19 protein-coding genes are annotated in these 22,092 nt (G+C 66.7%); 8 read left to right on the top strand and 11 right to left on the bottom strand.

Annotated features, from left to right (window positions below; genetic code table 11):
* The first annotated feature begins 239 nt into the window (after positions 1-239).
* Positions 240-1,052, top strand: coding sequence for a hypothetical protein (locus tag ACWPXK_RS09195; protein ID WP_454195634.1), 813 nt, complete (start codon positions 240-242; stop codon positions 1,050-1,052).
* A gap of 136 nt (positions 1,053-1,188) precedes the next feature.
* On the opposite strand, the gene ACWPXK_RS09190 is transcribed toward ACWPXK_RS09195, so the two are convergent.
* The 6 genes from ACWPXK_RS09190 to ACWPXK_RS09165 all read right to left on the bottom strand — a co-directional run bounded on the left by ACWPXK_RS09190 (position 1,189) and on the right by ACWPXK_RS09165 (position 9,162).
* Positions 1,189-1,941, bottom strand: coding sequence for a sirohydrochlorin chelatase (locus ACWPXK_RS09190; RefSeq protein WP_454195633.1), 753 nt, complete (start codon positions 1,939-1,941; stop codon positions 1,189-1,191).
* Entirely contained in the window at positions 1,938-3,179 is a 1,242-nt protein-coding gene (locus ACWPXK_RS09185; RefSeq protein WP_454195632.1) for a uroporphyrinogen-III synthase, read from the bottom strand. The genes ACWPXK_RS09190 and ACWPXK_RS09185 overlap by 4 nt, the downstream gene beginning before the upstream one ends.
* Before the next feature lie 5 nt (positions 3,180-3,184).
* Positions 3,185-3,586, bottom strand: coding sequence for a nitrite reductase small subunit NirD (nirD, locus tag ACWPXK_RS09180; protein WP_454195631.1), 402 nt, complete (start codon positions 3,584-3,586; stop codon positions 3,185-3,187).
* Between the two features lie 64 nt (positions 3,587-3,650).
* Positions 3,651-6,176 carry a nitrite reductase large subunit NirB gene (gene nirB, locus ACWPXK_RS09175; protein WP_454195630.1) on the bottom strand — a complete coding sequence of 842 codons (2,526 nt, stop codon included), beginning with the start codon at positions 6,174-6,176 and terminating at the stop codon, positions 3,651-3,653.
* 29 nt (positions 6,177-6,205) lie between these two features.
* Complete coding sequence (locus ACWPXK_RS09170; RefSeq protein ID WP_454196401.1) at positions 6,206-7,726, bottom strand: nitrate/nitrite transporter; 1,521 nt, start codon at positions 7,724-7,726, stop codon at positions 6,206-6,208.
* A 296-nt stretch (positions 7,727-8,022) separates the two neighbouring features.
* Entirely contained in the window at positions 8,023-9,162 is a 1,140-nt protein-coding gene (locus ACWPXK_RS09165) for an MFS transporter (RefSeq protein WP_454196400.1), read from the bottom strand.
* Between the two features lie 173 nt (positions 9,163-9,335).
* Here ACWPXK_RS09165 and ACWPXK_RS09160 point away from each other — a divergent pair, with 173 nt between their 5' ends.
* Entirely contained in the window at positions 9,336-10,007 is a 672-nt protein-coding gene (locus ACWPXK_RS09160; RefSeq protein WP_454195629.1) for a FadR/GntR family transcriptional regulator, read from the top strand.
* A gap of 200 nt (positions 10,008-10,207) precedes the next feature.
* Complete coding sequence (locus tag ACWPXK_RS09155) at positions 10,208-11,686, top strand: MFS transporter (protein ID WP_454195628.1); 1,479 nt, start codon at positions 10,208-10,210, stop codon at positions 11,684-11,686.
* 201 nt (positions 11,687-11,887) lie between these two features.
* Here the strand turns inward: ACWPXK_RS09155 and ACWPXK_RS09150 are convergent, their stop codons facing one another.
* Positions 11,888-12,202, bottom strand: coding sequence for a WXG100 family type VII secretion target (locus ACWPXK_RS09150; protein WP_454195627.1), 315 nt, complete (start codon positions 12,200-12,202; stop codon positions 11,888-11,890).
* Between the two features lie 92 nt (positions 12,203-12,294).
* Here ACWPXK_RS09150 and ACWPXK_RS09145 point away from each other — a divergent pair, with 92 nt between their 5' ends.
* Both ACWPXK_RS09145 and ACWPXK_RS09140 read left to right on the top strand, forming a co-directional pair.
* Positions 12,295-13,986 (top strand): alpha/beta hydrolase, encoded by a 1,692-nt coding sequence (locus ACWPXK_RS09145; protein WP_454195626.1) that lies wholly within the window; start codon positions 12,295-12,297, stop codon positions 13,984-13,986.
* A gap of 1 nt (position 13,987) precedes the next feature.
* Positions 13,988-14,560, top strand: coding sequence for an LppA family lipoprotein (locus tag ACWPXK_RS09140; protein ID WP_454195625.1), 573 nt, complete (start codon positions 13,988-13,990; stop codon positions 14,558-14,560).
* Between the two features lie 177 nt (positions 14,561-14,737).
* Here the strand turns inward: ACWPXK_RS09140 and ACWPXK_RS09135 are convergent, their stop codons facing one another.
* The 3 genes from ACWPXK_RS09135 to ACWPXK_RS09125 form a co-directional block, all read right to left on the bottom strand.
* Positions 14,738-15,205: a type II toxin-antitoxin system HicB family antitoxin gene (locus tag ACWPXK_RS09135; protein WP_454195624.1), complete on the bottom strand. Its 468-nt coding sequence runs from the start codon at positions 15,203-15,205 to the stop codon at positions 14,738-14,740.
* 73 nt (positions 15,206-15,278) lie between these two features.
* On the bottom strand, positions 15,279-16,052 hold the full coding sequence (locus ACWPXK_RS09130; protein WP_454195623.1) for an ESX secretion-associated protein EspG: 774 nt from the start codon (positions 16,050-16,052) through the stop codon (positions 15,279-15,281).
* 11 nt (positions 16,053-16,063) lie between these two features.
* Positions 16,064-17,392 (bottom strand): hypothetical protein, encoded by a 1,329-nt coding sequence (locus ACWPXK_RS09125; protein WP_454195622.1) that lies wholly within the window; start codon positions 17,390-17,392, stop codon positions 16,064-16,066.
* Between the two features lie 607 nt (positions 17,393-17,999).
* Between ACWPXK_RS09125 and ACWPXK_RS09120 the strand changes: the two genes are divergently transcribed.
* On the top strand, positions 18,000-18,851 hold the full coding sequence (locus ACWPXK_RS09120) for a glycosyltransferase family 2 protein (RefSeq protein ID WP_454195621.1): 852 nt from the start codon (positions 18,000-18,002) through the stop codon (positions 18,849-18,851).
* A 233-nt stretch (positions 18,852-19,084) separates the two neighbouring features.
* Complete coding sequence (locus tag ACWPXK_RS09115; protein ID WP_454195620.1) at positions 19,085-20,050, top strand: hypothetical protein; 966 nt, start codon at positions 19,085-19,087, stop codon at positions 20,048-20,050.
* Positions 20,051-20,389: 339 nt separating this feature from the next.
* On the opposite strand, the gene ACWPXK_RS09110 is transcribed toward ACWPXK_RS09115, so the two are convergent.
* The gene (locus ACWPXK_RS09110; protein ID WP_454195619.1) at positions 20,390-21,418 is read right to left on the bottom strand and encodes a hypothetical protein; all 1,029 of its coding nucleotides are present in this window, start codon (positions 21,416-21,418) and stop codon (positions 20,390-20,392) included.
* Positions 21,419-21,669: 251 nt separating this feature from the next.
* On the opposite strand from ACWPXK_RS09110, the gene ACWPXK_RS09105 reads away from it, so the two are divergent.
* The gene (locus ACWPXK_RS09105) at positions 21,670-22,062 is read left to right on the top strand and encodes a hypothetical protein (protein WP_454195618.1); all 393 of its coding nucleotides are present in this window, start codon (positions 21,670-21,672) and stop codon (positions 22,060-22,062) included.
* Positions 22,063-22,092 lie beyond the last annotated feature (30 nt).

Genomic DNA, 22,092 nt, shown 5'->3' with positions numbered 1-22,092 from the left:
CCGCACCCAGCATTCACCGGGCGTGTTTGCCTAAATGAAATGAATTCGCAGGTACTCGACGAAATAATCAAATACGACGAGAATCAGCAGGCGCTCAGCAAGCGAACAGCGAAGCAACCGAGACCAGTGCACGTCCGACCTGTCCGCGCGACTCATCGCACTTTCTTTGCGTCGAAACCACGCCGACATCGCACAGCAGTGGGCGATTCGTGGACGCCCCACTGCCTCCGGAAAACGGCGTGACCCTGGCGGCCACCCGCACCTGGGCGCTGCGACGCCTGGACACGCCACTGTCGCTGGAAGACCTGGCCGGACACGCCGGCCCGAATCGGCGCGAAGCGACAGGGATGCGCTGTGGCGGCGAACGCCGCAGCGGAATCAAGGCCGGACCGCATGACCTGAGACGTGCTCACTGCGCTTTCCCGGAACCGCGGCTCGGGGCATGTGCTGAGCAGGCGGATCAGGCCCAGGAATGGGAACAGATTCGGGCGGGAGGGCCCCGGGATGTGGATATCCTCTGCTCTTTGCGGCCGCTCGAAAGCGTACGCCCCGAGGAGAACTTGATGGATTCCGAGCACACTGTCGGCGAAGTGGTGGACCTGATCGTCGAACTCGGTCTTGTCGATCGGTCCACCGCCGGGCAGACCGTGCAGCCCGACGATCGCGACAAGCCGCTGAGCTACTACAGGAACACGCCCTACCAAGCCGTACTCAGTCTGCTCGACGACCTCGGGATCCGATACGCATTCGATTACAAGACGTTTCGCGGCATCGGCGAGGCCGACGACGACGAGCGGCTGGAGTGGTATCAGGACGTGTTACAGACGATCGCCTCCTGCACCCGCGGCCTGGTGACCATCACAAACGTGCGGCTGGTCGAGAACGACGCGGACTGGGAGCTCCAGTTCGACTGCAACGGCGAGACCGAGTCATGGCCGGTGTACCCCGGCGACGAGGACGAGGACATCGAAGCCCGCGATCACCTTCGCCACGTACCTCGCCGGCCTTCCCGCAGACTCCCTCGAGTGCTTCTGCGCCGTGGACCCTCCTGACGACGACTACAGCGGGCAAGCCGTCTTCGGCGACCCGGAGGCGCTCAATCGGCTGGGCGCGCAGTTCGGGCTCACCTTCACTCGGTAGCCGATCGAGACAGCCGGAACGAACTTCCCGGAGCGTCTCCCGGACTGCTCAACGAGCGCGGGTCCGGACCATCTCGTTGGCGGCGACGCGGTAGCGCTCGGCGATGAGGCGGACCACGGCCGGGTGCACGCCGATCGGTTCGGCGACGCCGTCGGCGCCCGCCTCGTGCAGGCGCTGCTGGAACAAGCCGTGTGCCAGCAGGTACGAGGCGACGAAGACCCGGCGCGCCCCCGCGGCGCGCAGTTCGGCGACCACCTCCGGCACGCGCGGCGCACCGGTGGCGACGTAGGCGATCCGGACTCCGGTACCGAGTCGTTCGGCCAGCAGCGCGGCCGCGCGCCGGACGTCTTGGCGGGCGCGGGCGTCCGACGAGCCCGCGGCGGCGAAGACCACCGCGTCACCCGGGGTCCAGCCCGCGGCGCGCAGACGCATCTTCATGATTCGCGCCAGCGCGGGATCGGGGCCCATGGCCGGGGTGATCACCGTCGCGGGATGAGCGCTCTCGGCGACCTCGCGCGGTACGTCCTGGTAGACGTGATAGCCCGAAGCCAGGAACGCCGGAACCACCACGGCGGGCATGGATTCCCCGGTCGTTGTCGCCAGATCGCGCAGCACCTCCGCGGGTGACGGACCGAGCACGTCCACGAACGCCGTACGCACCCACGGCTTTTCCTCGGTGCCAGGCCCCGAAATCCCAGCACCGAGTTCCTTCGACACGGCCTCGGCGAGCGCCGCGATCATCTGCACGCCCTTGGTGCTGCGGGTCCCGTGGGCCACCAGCACCAGGGCGGGCGCGGTCACCAGCTCCCCGCAGCCTGGATGTACCGCGGTGCCCGGGTCGGAATTCCGACGCCGGGCACCTGCGGGCCTCCTGTCGCGGTGGGCGGTGGGTTGTTGTCGGTGCATTCCGCCGGGTCCAGCGCGAGCCGGTACCCGCGTTTGACCACGGTCTGAATCGCTTTCGGCGTGCCGAGCCCGGCGCGCAGGCGGGCGATGGCGGTTTCCACCGCGTGCGTGTCGTCCCCGCCGCCGGGCAGCGCGGCGAGCAGGTCTTCGCGGGAGACGACCCGGCCGGGCTGGCGGGCCAGCGAGCGCATCAGCGCCATCGGCGCGGGCGCCAGCTGACGCACCTGACCGTCGACCACCACGCACGCGCCGCGCACGCTGATGTTGTGTCCCGCGGCCTGAATCCGATTGGCGCGCCTGGGCAGTTCCTCGGCGACATGGCGAGCCAGAGCTCCGAGCCGAGCACGCCCTGGCATCGAGGTGGGCACCCCGAGTTCCTCCAACGGCGCAGCCGTGATCGGACCGACGCAGGCGGGCAGCACCCGGCCGCGCAGCGCGTACAGCAGTCCTTCCAGCAGCCCGGTTTCCTTGGCGCGCATCAACATGGACGCGACCGCGGGAGCGCTGGTGAAGGTGACGCAGTCCAGGCCGGAAGTGACGATGCCCTCGATCAGGTGATCCATCGGGCCCTGGTCGTCCGGCGGCACCCAGCGATACACCGGCACCGGCACGACATCCGCACCCGCGCAACGCAAGACCTCACAGAAGTCCGGGACCGGTTCCCACTCGGTGGTGGCCCCATGCAGCTGCACCGCGATCCGGACACCTTCCACACCCTCGGCGAGCAGGTGGTCGAGCACCTCGGCGGAAGACTCGGAGGCGGGTGACCATTCCTCGCGCAGCTCGGCGGCGCGGATGGCGCCCTTGGCCTTCGGGCCGCGCGCGAGCATCCGGGTGCTGCCCAGCGTGTGGCGCAGATCCTCGGCCAGGCCCCACCCTTCGGCCGCCTCCATCCATCCGCGGAAGCCGATACCCGTGGTGGCCACCGTGATCTGCGGCGGATCGGTGACCAGCTGCCGGGTGACGCGCTCCAGCTCGTTGTCGTCGGCCAGCGGGATGATGCGGATCGCCGGTGCGGTCACGATGCTCGCGCCGCGCCGTTCCAGCAGCGTGGCGAACTCTTCGGCTCGCCGGGCCGCCGTGATGCCGACCGTGAATCCGGCCAGGCTCGCGCCCGAGTCAGGTGTTGTCATGCCAGTCATCCATCCGACGACGCGAGTCCGGCTGCCACCGGCTCGTTGGAAACCGAAACGATGCCGTCGTCCACGCGCACCGCGTACACCGGCAGCATCGCCGATTCGTCGTCCAGGCAGCGCCCGTCGACCAGGGAGAAAGCCTGCTTCAGCAGCGGCGAGGCCACGACGGGCACGCCGCCGCGATCGCCGACGATCCCGCGCGACATGACCGCCGCCCGTCCGATCGGATCGATATTGCCGACGGCATACAGCATGCCGTTCGTCAGCAGGAACACGGCAGCCTGTCGGCCACCTTTCAGCAACACCGCAACGCCGCGGCCGGGAATCAGGTAGTCGAGACGGCATGCCTGCGTCCACCCAGTGGTGGTAGCTGCGGCGATGCCGGTGGTGTCGATCACGGTCATCGGTGTCATCCTCCAAACGCCTTACTCATTGGTACCGGCGTTCTGTTTCCATGCGGTTAAGCGGTCATTTCCCCTGCGTGGCGACCGGGACTTCGGGCAGTCCCAGCAGCACGGGAACCTTCCGCTCGCCGGATTCGTCGAACGAAATCGTCGGATCGGCCTCTGCCGGGGCGTTGACGAACGACACGAAGCGAGACAGCTTCTCTTCGTCTTCCAGCACCGCCGCCCACTCGTCGCGGTAGCCAGCGACATGCTGAGCCATGGCCGCCTCCAGATCCCCGGCGATGCCGAGGCTGTCCTCGCAGATCACCTGCTTGAGGTAATCGATGCCGCCTTCCAGCGCCTCCTGCCACGGCGCGGTGCGCTGCAAACGATCAGCGGTGCGGATGTAGAACATCAGGTACCGGTCGATGTACTTGATCAGCGTCTCGTCGTCGAGGTCGCCGGCCAGCAGCACCGCGTGCTTCGGGGTGAGGCCGCCGTTGCCGCCGACGTAGAGGTTCCACCCGTGCTCGGTGGCGATCACGCCGACGTCCTTGCCGCGCGCCTCGGCGCATTCGCGGGCGCAGCCGGACACGGCCAGCTTCAGCTTGTGCGGCGAGCGCAGGCCGCGGTAACGCTTCTCCAGCAGCACCGCCATGCCGACCGAATCCTGCTGACCGTAGCGGCACCAGGTGGAGCCGACGCAGCTCTTCACGGTGCGCAGCGACTTGCCGTACGCGTGACCGGATTCCATGCCCGCGTCGACCAGGCGCTTCCAGATCAGTGGCAGCTGCTCGACGCGCGCGCCGAACAGGTCGATGCGCTGGCCGCCGGTGACCTTCACATACAGCCCGAATTCCTTGGCCACCTCGCCGATGGTGATCAGCTGCTCGGCGGTGACCTCGCCGCCGGGCATCCGGGGCACCACCGAGTAGGTGCCGTTCTTCTGCAGGTTGGCCAGGAAGTGGTCGTTGGTGTCCTGCAGCGCGGCCTGCTCGCCGTCGAGGATGTGGTCGCTCGAAGTGGAGGCCAGGATGGAGGCGACGGTCGGCTTGCAGATGTCGCAGCCGGTGCCCTTGCCGTATTTGGCGATCAAGCCCGAGAAGGTGCGGATGCCGGTGACCTGGACGATCTGGAACAGCTCGGCGCGCGACTGCTCGAAGTGCTCGCACAGCGCCTTGGACATCTCCACGCCGGACTGCTCAAGCAGCTTCTTGAGCATGGGAACGCAACCGCCGCAGGAAGTTCCGGCGGTGGTGCAGCTCTTGATCGCGGGGACGTCGCAGGCGCCCTCCGCGATCGCCCCGCAGATCGCGCCCTTCGAGACGTTGTTGCACGAGCAGATCTGCGCGTCGTCCGGCAGCGAGTCGGCGCCCAGCTCCGCGCCCGCGGGCGAGATCAGCGCGGCCGGTTCGGCGGGCAGCGGGCGGCCGACCAGCGGACGCAGCGCCGAGTAGGCCGTGGCGTCGCCGACCAGGATGCCGCCGAGCAGGGTCTTCGCGTCGTCGGAGACGACGAGTTTGGCGTAGGTGCCCTTGGCCGCGTCGTGCAGCACGACCGACAGCGCGCCTTCGGTGACGCCGTGCGCGTCACCGAAGCTGGCCACGTCGACGCCGAGCAGCTTGAGCTTGGTCGACATGTCCGCGCCGGGGAACTCGCCCTCGCCACCGAGCAGCCGGTCGGCCACGATCTCGGCGGTGCTGTAACCCGGCGCGACCAGGCCGTAGCACACGCCTTCGACCGCGGCGCATTCGCCGATGGCCCAGATGTTCGGGTCGGAGGTCTGCAGGCCGAGGTCGGTGATGATGCCGCCGCGCGGGCCGATCTCCAGGCCCGCGTCGCGGGCGATCTGGTCGCGCGGGCGGACACCGGCGGAGAACACGACCAGTCCGGCCTCGATGACCGACTCGTCGGACAGCGTGACCTTCAGCCCGTTGTCGGCCGCCTCGATCGAGGAGGTGCCGACGCCGGTGTGCACGTGCAGGCCGAGGTCGGTGACCAGCCGCTCCAGGATGGCGCCGCCGCCCTCGTCGACCTGGGCGGGCATCAGCCGCGCGTTGAACTCGACCACGTGCGGGGTGAGCCCGAGCAGCCGCAACGCGTTCGCGGCCTCCAAGCCGAGCAGACCGCCGCCGACGACCACACCGGCGGCGCCGGGTCCGGCGGCCTCGGCGGCAGCACGGATGCCGTCCAAGTCATCGATGGTCCGGTAGACGAAGCATTCCGGGCGGTCGTGGCCGGGAACCGGCGGCACGAACGGATAGGAGCCGGTGGCCAGCACGAGCGCGTCGTAGGCGAGAGTGTCGCCCGCCGACGTGGTGACCTTGCGCGCTTCCCGGTCGATCGACTCGGCGCGCTGCCCGAGCCGCAGCTCGACCAGGTCGTCACCGGCGTACTCGTTGCCGGGCAGCGCGAGCGCGGCGGCGTCCCAGCTGCCGACGTAGGCCGAGAGGCCGACCCGGTCGTAGGCGGGCAGCTGCTCCTCGCTGAGGATGACCACCTGCCAACGGCCTTCGGTGTCGCGCGAACGCAACGCCTCGACGAACCGGTGCCCGACCATGCCGTGGCCGACGACCACCGCGGTCTTGCGAGCGACTGTGGGGTTCATCTGTTGGTCCTCCTGGACTTGATCGAGTGTCAGGCGCGGGCCGACGAGCTGTTGGACTGGGACGGGGCGCTTCCGGACTGGGAGCGGCTGGCTTCGGCTTCGAGCACGAAGTTCTCGGCTTCGACCACGACATCGGAGTCGGCGACGACGCGGGCGACCGGACGGCGCAGGAAGACCGCCCAGACCACCAGCGCGCAGGCCACGTAGAAGGCCATGAACACCCAGAACGCGGTGGTCGCCGACTTGGTCGAGGCGTAGGAGGTGCGCAGGACCAGGTTGATGCCGACGCCGCCGAGTGCGCCGATCGCGCCGACGAAACCGATGAGCGCGCCGGAGGTGTTCTGCGACCACGCGGCCCGCGCGGCGGGGGTGGCGTCCAGGCTCTTGGACTTCGCCTCGAAGACCGAGGGAATGATCTTGGTGACCGATCCGTTGCCGACACCGGACAGCACGAACAGTGCGATGAAGCCGATGACCAGCGCGGTCATCACCGGACCGCTGGCCACGCCGTTGTTGCGGTCGGCCATCGTGCTGGCCACTCCGACCAGCACCGCGGCCCCCATCATGGCACCGAACACGTACAGCGTGACCCGGCTACCGCCGATTCGGTCGGCCCATTTGCCGCCGTAGGGGCGGGCGAGCGAGCCGAGCAGCGGACCGAGGAACGCGATCTGCGCGGCATGCAGGGTGGCCTGCGCGACACTGTCGCCACCGGCCTTGAAGCTGATCTGCAGGATCTGGCCGAAGGCGAAGCTGTAGCCGATGAACGAGCCGAACGTGCCGATGTAGAGGAACGCGATCGCCCAGGACTGCGGCACCTTCAGGGCGGTGATCATGTAGGACAGATCGGCCTTCTGGTTGGGCAGGTTGTCCATGTACAGCGCGGCGCCGAGCCCGGCGAGCACGACGAACACCAGGTAGACCGCGCAGATCAGCGAGGCGTAGCTGTTGCCGAGGGTGGCGATCACCAGCAGGCCGATCAGCTGGATCACCGGAACGCCGATATTGCCGCCGCCCGCGTTCAGGCCGAGGGCCCAGCCCTTGAGCCGCTGCGGGTAGAAGGCGTTGATGTTGGTCATCGAGGAGGCGAAGTTGCCGCCGCCGAAGCCCGCGAACGCGGCGATCACCAGGAACGTCGTGTACGAGGTGCCGGGCTGGTTGATGAAGTACAGCGTGAGCAGCGTCGGGATGAGCAGCAGGGCCGCGCTGAAGACGGTCCAGTTGCGCCCGCCGAAGCGCGCGGTCGCGACGGTGTAGGGAATCCGCAGGAACGCGCCCACCAGCGTGGGCATCGCGACCAGGAAGAACTTGCCGGCCGGATCGATGCCGAACTTGTCGGTGGGCATGAACAGCACCATCACCGACCAGATCGACCAGACCGAGAATCCGACGTGCTCGGCGACGACCGACCAGATCAGGTTGCGCTTGGCGACGTCCTTGCCGCCTGCTTCCCAGGCGGCGACATCCTCGGCATTCCAGTGCTCGATGCGCGGCCTGCGGATCGTCGTCCGTAGCGCTTCCCAACGGTTACGCGTCAGCGTGCTCAACAGGGCCTCCCAAAGTCGGTTGGCCCCACGGTAGGAAATGGGTATTGCCGAAATGCTGCGCGAAATGACCGTCAAATCAACGGTTGCTCACGATTCCCCATGACGACGGGTGAGTTTCGAGGGAATGTTTCGGCCATGTGACACAGCGGTTTCCGTGCGTGACAAAATGGCCGATCTCGAATCGGACGGCCCGTGAGGTGTGACGCGCGCTACCCGCCTGTGCGTGTCGCCCACATCCTTACCCGCTTCGCACAGCCCCGCAACCCGAGTTGTGAGATTCGGTGAAATAGGGCGGAGCGTCAGCCCCAGGTGTCTTCGAGCATGCGAGGTTTGCAGGCTTGCCAGGCGCCGGCCAGCAAGACGAGTACGGCAGCGCCGAGCATCGCGAACGGAGCGAGCCATCCGCCGGTCGCCGTACGCAGCATGCCGAACAGCAGCGGACCGGCACAGGCCACCGCGTATCCGACGCCCTGGGTGAAGCCGGACAGCGCGGCCGACCCGCCCGGTGTGCGGGTGCGCAGGTTGATCAGCGTCAGCGCCATCGGGAACGTGCTCGGGCCGAGACCGAGCAGCACCACCCACAGGATCGGTGCGGCCATCGGCGCGATCAGCAGCCCGGCGAACGCGGTGAAGAACAGCACCGCGCAGCCGACCACCACGGGAAACGGATTACCGAACCGGGCTACCACGGTGGGTGCGGTCAGCGCGGCGACCATGCCGACCACGGCGAACAGCCCCACCATCGCGCCGCCGTACCCGGCACTCGCACCCGCCTCGCGCAGGATATTCGGCAGCCAGGTGAACATCGCATAGGTGATCAGCGAGGTCATACCGAACATGCCCGCCATGCCCCAGGCGATCGGCGAACGCCACACGCGTCCGGCGCGCGGCGCCCGCTCCGGTGCGGCGGTCCGGTCCGCGTCGTCACGTCCGCGCAGCACCACCAGCCACGGCACCGCCGCCGCGAAGCCGAGCATGGCCCACACCCCGAGCGAGACGCGCCATCCGTGCGCCTCGGCGACCGGCACCGCGGTGAAGGCGGGCACGACGGTGCCGAGTTGCACCATCACGATGTACAGCGAGCTGACCATCGCGAGGCGATCCGGGAAATACCGCTTCACCAGCGGCGGGATCACCACGTTGCCGATGCCCATGCCCGCGAGCGCAAGGGCGGAGAAGATCAGCAGCTCCACGGTGCCCGACATGAGCACCCGGATCAGCATGCCCGTACCGGCCATCAGCATGGCGGTCAGCGCGGTGCGCTCTAGCCCGAGCCGGGTGGCCAGGATCGGAGTGAGCAGTCCGGACAGCGCGAACATGGCGGTCGGGATCATGCCGAAAACACCGACAACAGCGGTGCCGTAACCGATTTCGCCGCCGATCCGCTCGGCCAGGGGGCTGAACGCGGTGACGGCGACGCGCAGGGTGAGCGCGGACATCACGATCGCGGCCAGTACCAGCAGGCGGCCCTCCGTCAGCGCACGTCGACGGCGCTCGATCAGGACGGATTCCTGGCGAGGCACGATTTCCGGGAGGGTCGCAGTCACCGAGAAATCATAGGATGACCGGATGATGAGCGGCAATAATTTGTGATGGGCGGTACTCTATCGAGGTGCAACCCGTCCGGCGCACCAGCCTCATCGCCCAGGTCACCGAGCAGCTGCGGGCCGAAATTCGTTCCGGCCGTTGGCCGATCGGCTCCCGCATTCCCACCGAGCCGGAGCTCACCGAGCTCACCGGCACCGGCCGGAATACCGTGCGCGAGGCCGTCCAGGCCCTCGTGCACGCGGGCATGCTGGAACGTCGCCAGGGCTCGGGCACCTATGTGATCGCCGCTTCCGACCTCGGCGGAACCTTGGGCAAGTATTTCGCCGACGCCGAGGAACGCGACGTGCTCGAGCTGCGCCTCGCGCTGGACACCACCGCCGCCGCGCTGGCGGCCCGCCGCCGCGACGACTCCGACATCGCGAACCTGCTGCGCCTGCTCGCCGAGCGCGACAAGAAGTGGGACGAAGACCAGGCCGCCGCGATCGAGGCGGACGTGCAGCTGCACCGCGCGATCGTCGTCGCGAGCCACAACGCGGTGTACCTCGAGTTCTACGATTCGCTGCTGCCCATCATCGAACAGGTCATCCGGGCGCGGACGGCGAAGTCCGACGACTCCTATCCCGAGGAGCACGCGGCCTTGGTGCACGCGGTGATCGACGGCGATCCCGAACGGGCCGCCTCGGCGACACGATGCTTCCTCGATTCCCTCATTGCCGAATATCCGGACGCGCGGTAATCGCAAGACCGGCGAGGTAACCAAGAGGTCACCATCGGTATCCGGCCAATGTGAGTCGGAATTGCCGGGAATGTCATCGAAAGCCACGGGGACGCAACAACCGGCTTTTACCTTTGTCTCGACCGTAGCTAGGCACTCGACAGCCGCCGGCGGCAATGCGCCGCGATGAGGGCCGGTCGAGCCGAATCGAGAGGAAGCCGATGACCGCCGTAGCCACCGGCCAGCAGTCGCAGCCAACGACTTTCGAACATAAGAAACGCGGACGCTGGATCGACCACTGGGATCCGGACAATGCGAAATTCTGGGAATCCGGCGGTGCGAAGACCGCGCGCAAGAATCTGATCTTCTCCGTGTTCGCCGAGAATCTCGGCTTCAGCGTCTGGGTGATCTGGGGCACCGTGGTGACCAGCATGGGCGCCGCTGGCTTCGACTTCCTCGCCGGCCTCGGCAAGGGCAACCCCATCGCGGTGAGCAACGCGCTGCTGCTGACCTCGACCCCCACCCTGGTCGGCGCCGCGCTGCGCATTCCGTACACCTTCGCCATACCCAAATTCGGCGGACGAGCGTTCACCGCGTTCAGCGCGGCCATGCTCTTGTTCCCGACCCTCGGCCTGGCGTACTTCGTCAACCAGCCCGGCACGCCCATGTGGGTCTTCCTGCTGCTGGCCGCGCTGGCCGGCGTCGGCGGCGGTAACTTCTCCTCCTCGATGGCGAACATCTCGTTCTTCTTCCCGGAAGGGAAGAAGGGTGCGGCCCTCGGCATCAATGCCGCGGGCGGCAACCTCGGCGTCGCGCAGACTCAGCTCGTCCTGCCGCTGCTGATCACCCTCGGCACCCACCTCATGGCGAAGGACCCCGCAGGCTACCGGTTCGGCATCACCCTGTCGGTGCTGGTCTGGATCCCGTTCATCCTCGTCGCCACGTTCGGCGCGCTGCGTTACATGGACAGCATCAGCACCGCGAAATCCGACGGCAAGTCCTACAAGCTGGCGCTCACCAGCCGGCACACCTGGGTGATGTCGTTCCTGTACATCGGCACCTTCGGTTCGTTCATCGGGTTCTCCTTCGCCTTCCCCACCCTGATCAAGGCCAACTTCCCGGACCTGGCCAAGATCGGCTGGATCACCACGCTCGGTAACCTCGCCTTCCTCGGCGCACTGGTCGGTTCGTTCAGCCGTCCGTTCGGCGGCTGGATCTCCGACAAGGTCGGCGGCGCCAAGATGACCGCGTTCGTGTTCGGCGGCATGTCGGTCGCGGTCGCGCTCATCATGGTCGCGCTGGAGCTGAAGAGCTTCCCGCTGTACCTGGCCGCGTTCCTGCTGCTGTTCGTGCTCACCGGTATCGGCAACGGCTCCACCTACCGGATGATCCCGATGATCTTCAGCGCGCAGGCCAAGAAGTACGCCGCCGAACACGGCCTCGACCTCACCGAATCGGTGGCCTCGGCCAAGCGTCAGGCCGGCGCGGCCATCGGCGTGATCGGAGCGATCGGCGCCTCCGGCGGCTACCTGCTCCAGCAGGCGCTGCGCCTGTCGAACATCAACTTCGGCACCATGGCTCCCGCATTCTGGGCCTACGCCGCGACCTTCCTGGTCATGGCGGGCGTCACCTGGTGGTTCTACCTGCGGTCCTCGTTCGCCATCCAGCGCGTCCCCTCGCTGGCCTACGCGAACGTGTAACCGCCACAGCGTGTCCCGCGGTCCGGACCCCGCGGGACACGGGCGCGGCGGTCGCCGTTCCCCTCCGGCTGCTCCCGCGCCCACCGCAAGAGACCGAACGTCCGCCCCATCGCCCGGGTGAAATCCCGGGTCCGGCAACGGGTCCCGGCCTGCACCGGGACGACGGGCGGGCGTTCGGTTTCGTCGTGCCGCCCCGGCGACTCAGAGGTCGAGGCTGGACGATTGCGACGTCAGCTGGGTACTCCTAGCTTGGTCCTGCGACTGGAGATTGTTGGCCGCGGTGGTCAGCGATTCCGAAAGCTCGGCGAGGTTCTGTTGCAACATGTTCCGGCGACCGTCCAGGTAGGCGGTGAACCGTCCGAACGCGCTCGCCGCCGATTCCTTCCATCCGTCGCGGTTTTCGGCGATCGCTTGATCGAACTCTCGAAGCTTCGTGCCGGAGTCGTTGAACAGAACGTCGAGCCGCCCGGCCGCACCGCGTAGCAGTTCAGGATCGACAGATACGGAATCAGCCATCAATGCCCCCTGTGTCTAGCGAATACGCGTAATTGCCCGCTACGATACCGGTCGGCGCAAGCGATGCGATTTCTATGGGGGGACGCAGATCGATGCTGTTACCGGACATCCGTTGGTGGAACGAACTCGCGCTCGACATGCTCGAAACGTCGCTGTCTCGCCGCCTCACCACACTGGAAGATGTCGACAACCAGCTCGCGGACATCGGCAAACTCCCTGGCTGGCAAGGCGAATCGGCGGATGCGGCTCGTCGCCGGTTCACCGTCACCGCCGACCAGTTGACCGACGAAGCCGCAGCGCTCGGCGCGGTCCGGGAGCTGACAAAACAGACCCGGGAAGCCGTCAAGCACCTGAAGGCGACCCTGGCCACGATCGACCAGACAGCCGCGGCAAACGGTCTCGAAGTCTGGGACAACGGGCACGTCACCATCGCGGACCAGCCCAACGCACCTGATCCGGCTTCGGTGGAACCTTTGCGACTGGAGCTGATCGAAGCCGCACGCGCGGTCATGCGCCAAGCCGACGACATCAACGCGGACGCGGCCGCGGTACTGAACAAAGCCGCCGACGGGCAAATCGACGACAAGGACGCCACGGACGTGGCCGCCGCATCCACCACCGGCGCATCGCAAGGCGGACTGACCGCGCCCGCTCCCCCAGAGAACGGAACTCCCCAGCAGAACAAGGAGTACTGGGATGCGATGGACGAACAGCAGCGCCGCGAGGTCATCGAGCAGCATCCCGAATGGATCGGCAACCGGGACGGCATACCGTCCATGGCCCGCCACGAAGCGAACGTCAACCGGATCGATGACGAACGCACTCGGTTAACGCACGAGCGCGACAGACTGCGAGAGGAGCTGAAAGACGCCCCCGACGGGTCGAGGTACCCGAACGCACCGGATCCGTATGCCAAGGATAAAGCGGAATTGGCCCGCGTCGAGGCGAAGCTGAAAGATCTCGATGCGATCGAGGGCATCTTGAAGGACCGTCCGCTGGACCCGGCCGACCCGGACAAAGGTGCCCGTCTGCTGTTGTTGGATATGCAATCGGGAGAGAAGGGCATGGCCGCGATCGCCGTCGGCGACCCTGATAACGCGGACCACATTTCAGTTACCACGCCTGGCGTATCGACAACGGTGCAGTCGTTGGGGGGAATGACCCGCGAGGCGGCAGCCGTGCAGGAAGAAGCGATGGACCAATTGAGGGCCGAGGGCCGTCCGGGCGAGCGGGTGGCGTCAATTGCTTGGCTCGGGTATGAGCCTCCGCCGGAGATCGGACCGGAGGCGGCAAGCGCCGATCGAGCGAAGGAAGGCGCACCCAAGCTGGCGAACTTCTTCAACGGTCTCGATGCCGCCTCGAACAAACCGGATCCGCACATCACGGCCCTGGGCCACTCCTACGGGTCCTACACGACGGCGCTCGCATTGCAGGATCCTGGCCCTGGCCAGCCAGTCGACGACGTTGTCTTTTACGGCTCACCCGGCATCAATGCCGACGACGAACCAGATCTCGGTCTGCCACAGGGCCGTGGCTATGTGATGCGCGCACCAGACGACCCGATCACATGGGCTGATGGTACCGGCGTATTCGGCCCCGATCCTGTGACGACGAACCTGGAGCAACTCTCGGTTGCCGAGGCTACGACGAAGGACGGCGTCCATCGCGAGGACTCGAACGGCCACAGCGAGTACCCGCGGCCGAGCGCGAACGGCGAACTTCGTACAGCCGGATACAACATGGCTGTGATCGTCGCTGGACTGCCGCACCTGGCGGTGCGCTGACATGGCGACTAAGACAACTGTACGAATTCTTGCGACGATCGTGGCCGCGACGATCATGAGCGGATGTGGAAGCAACTTGGACGACCCAGACCACCCGGTGACCAAAGACGAGATCACCCAAGCCGAGGCCAAGATGCGGCAGTTGCCGTCTGTGGAAGCCAGCGAGCGACAACTCGCCGCGATAATCCAGCAGATCGCAGATGCCGCGAAAACCCGTGCGCCTGGACTGGACTGGCGAGTCGATGCCAACCGCGGACAGGACACGCTGGGTTGCCCATCTCCGTACCTGGAGACCGACGGGGTATCGATGTCAACCGACCGCCTCGTCTCATCGGTACCCATTGCTGACAGCGAGTGGCCCGGCGTTCTGAATCTCGCGCGCGACATCGCCGCACAACACGGCATAACGTCGCTTACCATTCGCGTCGACACAGCCGGACATCACGATGCGGTACTGCACTCCCCCAACGACGGCAACGAGCTCAAGATCCTTACCCGTAAGGCTGCTGTCATCGGCGGCTCAACAGGCTGCCGGTTCCGCGAAGAAGACCTGCGAAAGCCGCCCGGAAACTGATTCGCGGCTGTCGATTCGAGCCACTCACGGCGACAACCACCTCGCCATGACAGCCATCGCGATCGACAGCACCGACACCTCGAGACGATCCCCATAGTGGCCCCTTCGGGCTTACGAACCCAGCCTCCGTCTCGCAGAATTGCTCGTGCCGTTCCCGGATCGGTTCCGGCCATGCCATCAGGCTGCCCCAACGAACCAGTCGCGCAGCTGCGCGTCGTCGCTGAGGCCGATCAACTGAACCAACCCCCAGTTCTCCCGATGGTTCGGCGCAACCCGCAAACGGCTCTGCCAGTCGTCGGCGTACTCCCGCAGCGCAAGAACCGCCTCGTCCACCGCTTCATCGAAGGTGGCGCCGTCTGCCGCGATGGGAAGTCCCGGCAGAAACACAGACCAGCCCCCGTTCTCGGCCACCACCTGGGCATTGGCGGCGCACAGCTTGGTCAGGGCATAACGTAGGCGTTGCGCATCGACGACCGCGGCGTATTCGTCGTCCCGCCGGACCGTGGCAACTCGCCCCTGTCCGGCAGCATCCAGCAGGTCCTCGAGGTGTGCACGGGCTTCGGTGTAGCTCTCGTAATGCACGGCGGACATGGCAAACCTCCATTTGCTGTATACAGCGATGCCGACCAGGTCGCGGTACGTCAAGTACGTAACGTGGCCAAGGCTGATTCGAGCGCTGTATCGATCGAACGTGTGGTACGTCCCGGACCCGTGTCGGTCAATAAGGTAGGTGGACGCCGTCGCGCACTTCCGTGACGGTCCGGGTGATCATTTGCTGCAAGGTGGCGGCGACGCGTTCGTTGGTGGTGGGTTTGACGGTCAGCGTGTCGGTGCCGAAGGTGACGTAGCGGCCGTCGTTTTCGACGTCGTTGAGCTGGAAGTCCTTGCGGCCATGGATGTGTCGGTTGTCCGCGCTGCCCATGGCGTAGACGCCGACGTGGGTGATCAAGGTCATCGCGCGGGTGAAGAACCGCTCGAACTCCTCTCGCGGCGTCGGGCGCCACGCGTCGCGGACCGGCGGCCGTGGCCGCCCCAGTTCTTCGGCCGAGACCTGTATTTGCTTGCCCCGCCCCGGGGTACAGCTGGGGAGCACGTCGACCACCGCCCGCGCGACCTCGCCGGCGGGCAGCAACGTCAACATCACGTCGCCGCCGGTTTCGTGATCGGGACCGGGTTCCTGCACCGCGATCGCGCCGTGCTGATAGTGCACTCCGGCGTGCGCACGCAGCTTGCGGTCGCGGCGTGCGCCGGCGAACCCGGCCAGTTCCACCCTCGCCTCCGGCGCCAGCAGCACTTCGACCGTGCGCAGCAGATCGTCGTCGATACTCGGGCGCAACGTCCGCGCCGCCTCCTGCCGCAACCGCACAGTCTCCGACCGGAACTCTGTCGTGTACTGGTGCCGCAATGGATAGGGCAGCACGTCCCGGCCGGTGGACTCCCACAGCGTCCGGAATTCGAGCGCGGTGAACCGCCAGCTCCGCATTTCAGGCATGGGAAATGTCCTTACGGGGCCGGGTTGTCACCGATGACCGGCGGCACCGTCCTGGGCAGCTCGTCCAGCCCGGTGAGCTCATCGCCGTGTTCCTGGGTGATCAGGTAGTCCGGAATGCCCTTGCTGGATTCCTCTTCGGACTTGCCGCCGCGTGCACCGGGCGCCATCCCGCCCGGCATGCCGCCCATGCCGGGGCGGCCGGACGGATTTCCCGATCGGGCGGCCGGGACCGCTCCGGAACTGTTCGGTGTGCCCGGAGTCGGACGCCCCTGGGGCGGCACCGAGACTCCCGGCGCGCCGGGACCGGTGGGACTTCCCGGACTTCCGGGGCTGCCCGGCGTGCTGAGATTCGGGCTGCCGGGCGTGCCAGGCGCGGTGGTCGAGGCGGGTGTGGTCGAAGCCGGTGTCGTGGACGCCGGGTCGGTGCTGGTCGACTGCGGTGTCCCGGCGGGATTGTCCGTGGGCTGGGTGCTCGAAGGAGTGGTCGGATTGTCGCCGGGGTTGGTGCCGGGAGGGTTCGAGCTGGGAGATGGTGTGCCCGAGGGGTTTCCGTTACCGGAATTCGTGACACCGGGGTCGGGACCGCCAGGGTTGGGGCCGCCGGGGTTCGTGACAGGCGCCGGACGGGGGATCACCGGCACATTGGTATCGGACTCCATCACGACGGGCGCATACACGGTGCGCAGCACCCGCAACGCCTCGGCCTTCGCATTGTGCTCGGCGACATCGTCATTGCGCCAGCCACGCCCGGCCACCCAGGCACGGGCATTGTCCACGCCGCTGCGATGTTCCGGCGCGTGCGGGACCAATTGCACGGTGGGCTCCAACCCGGTCCGCAATTCAGCCAGCTTGCTGCTGGTCAGACGGGCCGCATTCGTCACCTGGGCACCTTGGGCGGCGTAGTCGCGGACCGCGCTGGCCGCCGCGTCACGCGCGGCGCCCCGCCAGACGCTCTCGTCGGTTCCGCGCGCCATTTCCTTCGTGAAGTCGGTCAGCGAATTATCGTTGCGGTCAGCGATGTTGTTCCAGCTGGCGATAAGGTCATTGACCGCGCTCAAGCCTATTTTTTCGACTTTGTGGCGCAACGTGGCGACGTCGTATTTTTCGAACTCATCCGCGTCGAGCACTTCCCTGGGCCGGAATTCGCCCTGGAACCCGAGGCCAGCGGCCCCACTGCGCACGCCGTCGCGCTGTTGGTTGTATCTGTCCTGCACAGCGTACGGGTCGATATCGGGCCGCAATTCTTCACCGGAGATCCAGTTGGTGACGTTGCGGAGCACCGTCGAACCCAGATCGACGTTGACGTTGAGGACCTGCAGGCCACTGAACGGGTTGCCCATCAGCGCACCTGCTCGGTGGTGTTGGCGATCGGGGCCGCGCTCTCGACATCCCGCCCGGTGATGCGCTCGAACGAGATCGCCATGACCTCACGCATGCTCTTCACGGTCCGCATCATCGGGAATTCCCGTGCGGGGTCGAAGAGTGCCGCCGCAGCGCTGCTGATGCTCGTGCTGGGCGACCCGTCGTGGAATCCCCACATCCGACGGCAGTCGATGCCAGCACAAAGCCGAGTCCCATCAACATGATTCGACGGCCCATCCCCACCCTCTCGCCCCATGACGACTCAAGTTGCGCCAACAGTAGCAGACGACCAGCCGGGTCTCACTCGCACGCGTCTCCAGCTATCGCCGCTCGCACGACCGAACTGCTGTGAGAGCTCACTCGAATGGACACCGGACCCTGTGACAATCACCATGATTGCCAACAGGCACAAAGAGATTCCGCAGTCAAGCCTGTACATTTCGGACTCCCGTCAGTGCCGACGGCTGCGTACTTTTCGATTCACATCGACACCCGAGAGCGGCCGCGTTCAGTCACGACAGATCAGACCTCCTGATCGGCATGTTCTTACGGTGTCATCCCCGGCACACCTGGAGCTATACGCCGATGAGCAATCCACCCTCGCCGCCGGTCCTTTCCGTCGTGATCCCCGCGCTGAACGAAGCGGCGGGCATTGTCCGCACACTGGACCGCCTCGCCGCGCAGGACGCGATCGACGAGATCATCGTGGTCGACAACGGCAGTACCGACGAAACCCGCCGGATCGTCGCGGAATACGCGATCGATCATCCCAAGGTCGTACTCCTCGAAGAGCCCCAGCGCGGTGTCGCCCGCGCGCGTAACACCGGATTCGATAAGGCGCGCGGTGATTTCATCGGCCGCACCGACGCCGACACCCTGGTCGCCTCCGATTGGGGCGAGGTCATCGCGCGGCATCTGACCGAGCACCCCGACACCGCGGCGGTCACCGGCATCACGACCTACTACGACTCACCGGTCGGATTCTTCCTGAAATTCGGCTACTACTTGCAGGAACGGCGTGGAAAACTCGGCGGCCGGGTCGGCAATATGCACGGGCCGAACATGGCGATTCGCCGAACGGCGTGGGAGAAAGTCCGCACGGAAACCGCGACTCGGCCGGATGTGATCGACGACCTGGATCTGGCGCTCTGCCTGACGAAGAACGATCTGATCATCGATCAACTGACGCACATGCGCGCCGAGACCTCCGCCCGCCGCCGCAGGACGAACCCGCTCCGCTGGTGGCATTTCCAGCTCGCCGGTCTGCGCACCATCACCAACCAGGGATATACGGTGGTCCCGTTCCACCGCGCCGTCATCGTCGGCGCCTGGCTGACCCACACCATCCAGTGGCCGATCTACTGGCTGTGGGATTTCGATCGACGCCGCTTCAGCCTCCGGCCCGACGCGACTAGGGAATTCCCGCTCTCGAACTGAAGTGCGGCACAGAGCCGCCCGGTCGACACTGCCGGGCGGCCATATGCCAGAGCCCGCATCCGCCCACGGCGACATTTCGTTCGCCAAAATCCTTCTCCAGCATGAGAATAGCGATCCAATAGTGTATCGGCTGGGTACGGTAGCATTTTCGGCCAAACACGTTGATCGTGAAATCCCAGTCCGATAGCCCCTGAAGAGTGGATGCGACCTGGGTCGGGAGGAAGTCGATGGATATGCGTTCTTTTGCTGTCACGACAACCATGGCCGGCGCCCTGGCCGTGGGCTCTGCGGTGGGTGGCGCCGGTCCGGTGTCGGCGGCACCGTTGCCGCCGGAATGCACCGCGGAAGGCCATCACGTCACCTGCACCTACACCGCCAACCGGCCGCTGCCGGTCGGCTTCGGCAGCGGTACATTTCTGCCGCTGCCGAGGTCGGTGGTCCATGTGCGCGTCGATGCCGTCGGCACTTCGGGCCAGGACAGCTGCTGCCACACCATCGCGCCGGGCGGACGCGCCGCCCGCGTGACCGGCGATGTCTGGGTCCCGCCCGGTGCGCGGCTGATCATCCAGGTTGCCGAGCCCGCGAGTGGCAGCCGTGGTGGGCGCACGCGCCCCTATCCTGGCGCGAATCCCGCCGCGTACCCGAATGTTCAGGGCGGCAATGGTGGTGGCGCGTCGTCGGTGCGGCTGGACCTCGGTGTCGCCCTACCGCCCAGCGCGGTCCCCAGCACCGTCGAACTCGCCACTGCCGCCGGTGGTGGCGGCGGCGCGGCGACCTGGGACGGGCGGCTGTCCCCGGGTGGTGACGCGGGTATGCCGGGTGCCGGTGCCCGTGGTGGCGCGGCGGGCGGTCCGGATACTTCGCTGGCACCGTGCGGCGGCCGGGACGTGTTCGGTCCCGAATCGCATGCGGGCGGCGACGGCGGCCCCGGATACGGGGGCTTCGGCGGCGACGGGGTCGCGGGCACCGGCAGCGGGATCGGTGGCGGCGGTGGGGGTGGCGCGGGTTGGCGCGGCGGCGGTGGTGGCGGGGTCGGCGGGCAGAGCGACGACGGTCGCGGCGACCCGGACACCCCACCCGGCGCCGGCGGTGGCGGCGCATCACTGATTCCGCCCGGCGGCACGGTCGGTCTCGCCGAACGCAACGAACAACCGCGGGTCGTGATCAGCTTCGACATGCTGCCGATCCCAGGCAGCTAGCACGCGGCGCAGCTCCCTGGTCGCCGTGCGGCACGGGATCGCCTCGCTGGCCCGCGGTGAACGCCCAGCCTTCGACCTCGCTGTGTCCAGCACATGTTCGGGGCCCTGCACCTACGCAGCGGCCAGTTGTATTACCAGATCCGGGACCGGAAACGGTGGACGGAGTTCCTTGCCTTCTCGAGCTCGTTGCGGTCCGCCATCGCAGCCACGCCGAGCAGGACGCGGCGATCGGTGACTACGTCCGGTGGCGCAACCAGCATGCCGATCCGGTCCGGGATTTCGCAGTCGGCTCCACGATCCGTCGGCGAGATTATCTACTCAACGTTGCTCGACGCGGCACTAGCAGCGTTCATACTGACGCGCGAAGGGCTCCGACTCCGGTGCAACCTCGCGCCCGGATTCTGGGCAGCCGCCGACAAGGACGGCGAAACGGGGGCCGTTGCGCGTAATGATCGCGTAGTCGACCACGCCACCGCGCTGGGACAAGTAGCGAAGATGCCGGTCGGCGAGTTGTGTCGCCTGCGCAGCGCTGAATACCTTTCCGACGGACGGGAAGACCGTGACGCCCAGTGTGCGGCCTGCTGTGTCGGGCGGGTCGAATACCGACACCTCGACGATGGCCGGGGTGGGTTGATCGGTCAGGAACCACTCCCACAATTCGAGTTCGGCGTTGGAGGGGAAGCGGGGGCGGCGGTGCGAGTAGATCACACTGGGTGCCAGTCTCGAGTGTTGCACAAGAAGGCCGTCCTTATGAAGGGGGGACACTGTCCAATCGTTGGATGCCAGTTCCGGGAAGTCCTGGATGATTCGGCGCATGGCCGCGGTGGCACGCTGGGGTTCGGCCTCGGAGCCCGCTCGGACACTGATGGATTCGGTCAGCCCGTCCGCGTCTCCGGTGAGCTTGACGCCATGGGTGGCCCAGTGAATCTCCGCACCGGTATCGGCCGATGACACTCGGGTCCAGGTGTATGCCGCGTTCGCTTCCACGTCCACGTCCCGCCCGAACCGCCAGCCCCCGAAATAGGAGTCTGTCATCCGGTGGATTTCGACCAGGGTCGAGTCGTCTTGATAGTGCGGCGGCAGTTGCTGAGCGCCCATGACACGCACGACAGACGCGGTCTCGGCTGGTGTGGCGCCGTCCTCGAGCTGCACGTCGAGTAGGGATGTGTAGTACGAGTTGGGGCCGTACGGGTGGTACTGGAACGTATGCGACGCGTCGGCCACCCCCGGAAGGGCCTCGATGGCCGTTTCGATCACCCGGGACCAGCTGTCACGCTCGGCCTGATCGGGCCCTCGCGCATAGAGCGAACATCCAGTCAGCAGGACTGCCGCCATCATCAACACGATGGTGGGCACGGTGAAACGCATAGCGTTCATCCTGCCAGCAGTCGGCGTGTGTCAGGTCGCTGCGGACACGCACCCGCCTCGCGGCAATCGTCTCGCGTAGAGTCACTCCACGAAGCCGAGTCTCGGGCGAGTACCTCACAACCATCGGCGACGAGGATTCACGAGCTGCAACCGCACAGGCATTGACGAGCCGGGCCGATTGATATCGCAACTACAGTCCCTCGAACTGTAGGGCGCAAAGAAGATACACGGGGGGACCATTGGAATTCGATATGTCGATACTGACGCCCAGGGAGCATGAATTCGTGGACGGGGCGCTGGCCAGCTGGACCGGGGTAGCACATGATGCGCCGATTCCCGTTCGGGCCTTGGGATTTCCGGACCGTAACGCGTTCAACGACGAGGTCAGCAGGCTTCGACGCGCGGTCAGCGGCCGAGCGACGTTGACCGAGGTGGAGACCGCCAGAGTACTGTTTCTGAGCGAGCTCGCTTTTGGCAGTGATCTGTTCGGTGCTGGCATCGAGTTTCAGATAGTCAACGCGATGCGAGATGCCGAAGCGCTGACACTACTGCGCTCGCTGCAACGAAAGCTGTTCACACGTGCCGGGGCGAAGGCACTGTTCGAGCCGGAGTTGTACGCGCCCGAGCAAGACTCGAGTTACTAGCGCTCAGAGGCAGGAGTTCGGATTTCTGCG

This window comes from Nocardia sp. Marseille-Q1738, from assembly GCF_965283145.1.
This window is presented reverse-complemented; position numbering and strand designations above follow the sequence as displayed.

What these genes read in the sequence shown, in the direction of transcription:
- ACWPXK_RS09125 (WP_454195622.1), bottom strand. Translation starts at nt 17,392, where the DNA reads ATGGGCAACCCGTTCAGTGGCCTGCAGGTCCTCAACGTCAACGTCGAT.
- ACWPXK_RS09185 (WP_454195632.1), bottom strand. Translation starts at nt 3,179, where the DNA reads ATGACAACACCTGACTCGGGCGCGAGCCTGGCCGGATTCACGGTCGGC.
- ACWPXK_RS09110 (WP_454195619.1), bottom strand. Translation starts at nt 21,418, where the DNA reads ATGCGTTTCACCGTGCCCACCATCGTGTTGATGATGGCGGCAGTCCTG.
- ACWPXK_RS09150 (WP_454195627.1), bottom strand. Translation starts at nt 12,202, where the DNA reads ATGGCTGATTCCGTATCTGTCGATCCTGAACTGCTACGCGGTGCGGCC.
- ACWPXK_RS09165 (WP_454196400.1), bottom strand. Translation starts at nt 9,162, where the DNA reads ATGTCCGCGCTCACCCTGCGCGTCGCCGTCACCGCGTTCAGCCCCCTG.
- ACWPXK_RS09120 (WP_454195621.1), top strand. Translation starts at nt 18,000, where the DNA reads ATGAGCAATCCACCCTCGCCGCCGGTCCTTTCCGTCGTGATCCCCGCG.
- nirD (WP_454195631.1), bottom strand. Translation starts at nt 3,586, where the DNA reads ATGACCGTGATCGACACCACCGGCATCGCCGCAGCTACCACCACTGGG.
- nirB (WP_454195630.1), bottom strand. Translation starts at nt 6,176, where the DNA reads ATGAACCCCACAGTCGCTCGCAAGACCGCGGTGGTCGTCGGCCACGGC.
- ACWPXK_RS09140 (WP_454195625.1), top strand. Translation starts at nt 13,988, where the DNA reads ATGGCGACTAAGACAACTGTACGAATTCTTGCGACGATCGTGGCCGCG.
- ACWPXK_RS09155 (WP_454195628.1), top strand. Translation starts at nt 10,208, where the DNA reads ATGACCGCCGTAGCCACCGGCCAGCAGTCGCAGCCAACGACTTTCGAA.
- ACWPXK_RS09105 (WP_454195618.1), top strand. Translation starts at nt 21,670, where the DNA reads ATGTCGATACTGACGCCCAGGGAGCATGAATTCGTGGACGGGGCGCTG.
- ACWPXK_RS09145 (WP_454195626.1), top strand. Translation starts at nt 12,295, where the DNA reads ATGCTGTTACCGGACATCCGTTGGTGGAACGAACTCGCGCTCGACATG.
- ACWPXK_RS09115 (WP_454195620.1), top strand. Translation starts at nt 19,085, where the DNA reads ATGCGTTCTTTTGCTGTCACGACAACCATGGCCGGCGCCCTGGCCGTG.
- ACWPXK_RS09130 (WP_454195623.1), bottom strand. Translation starts at nt 16,052, where the DNA reads ATGCCTGAAATGCGGAGCTGGCGGTTCACCGCGCTCGAATTCCGGACG.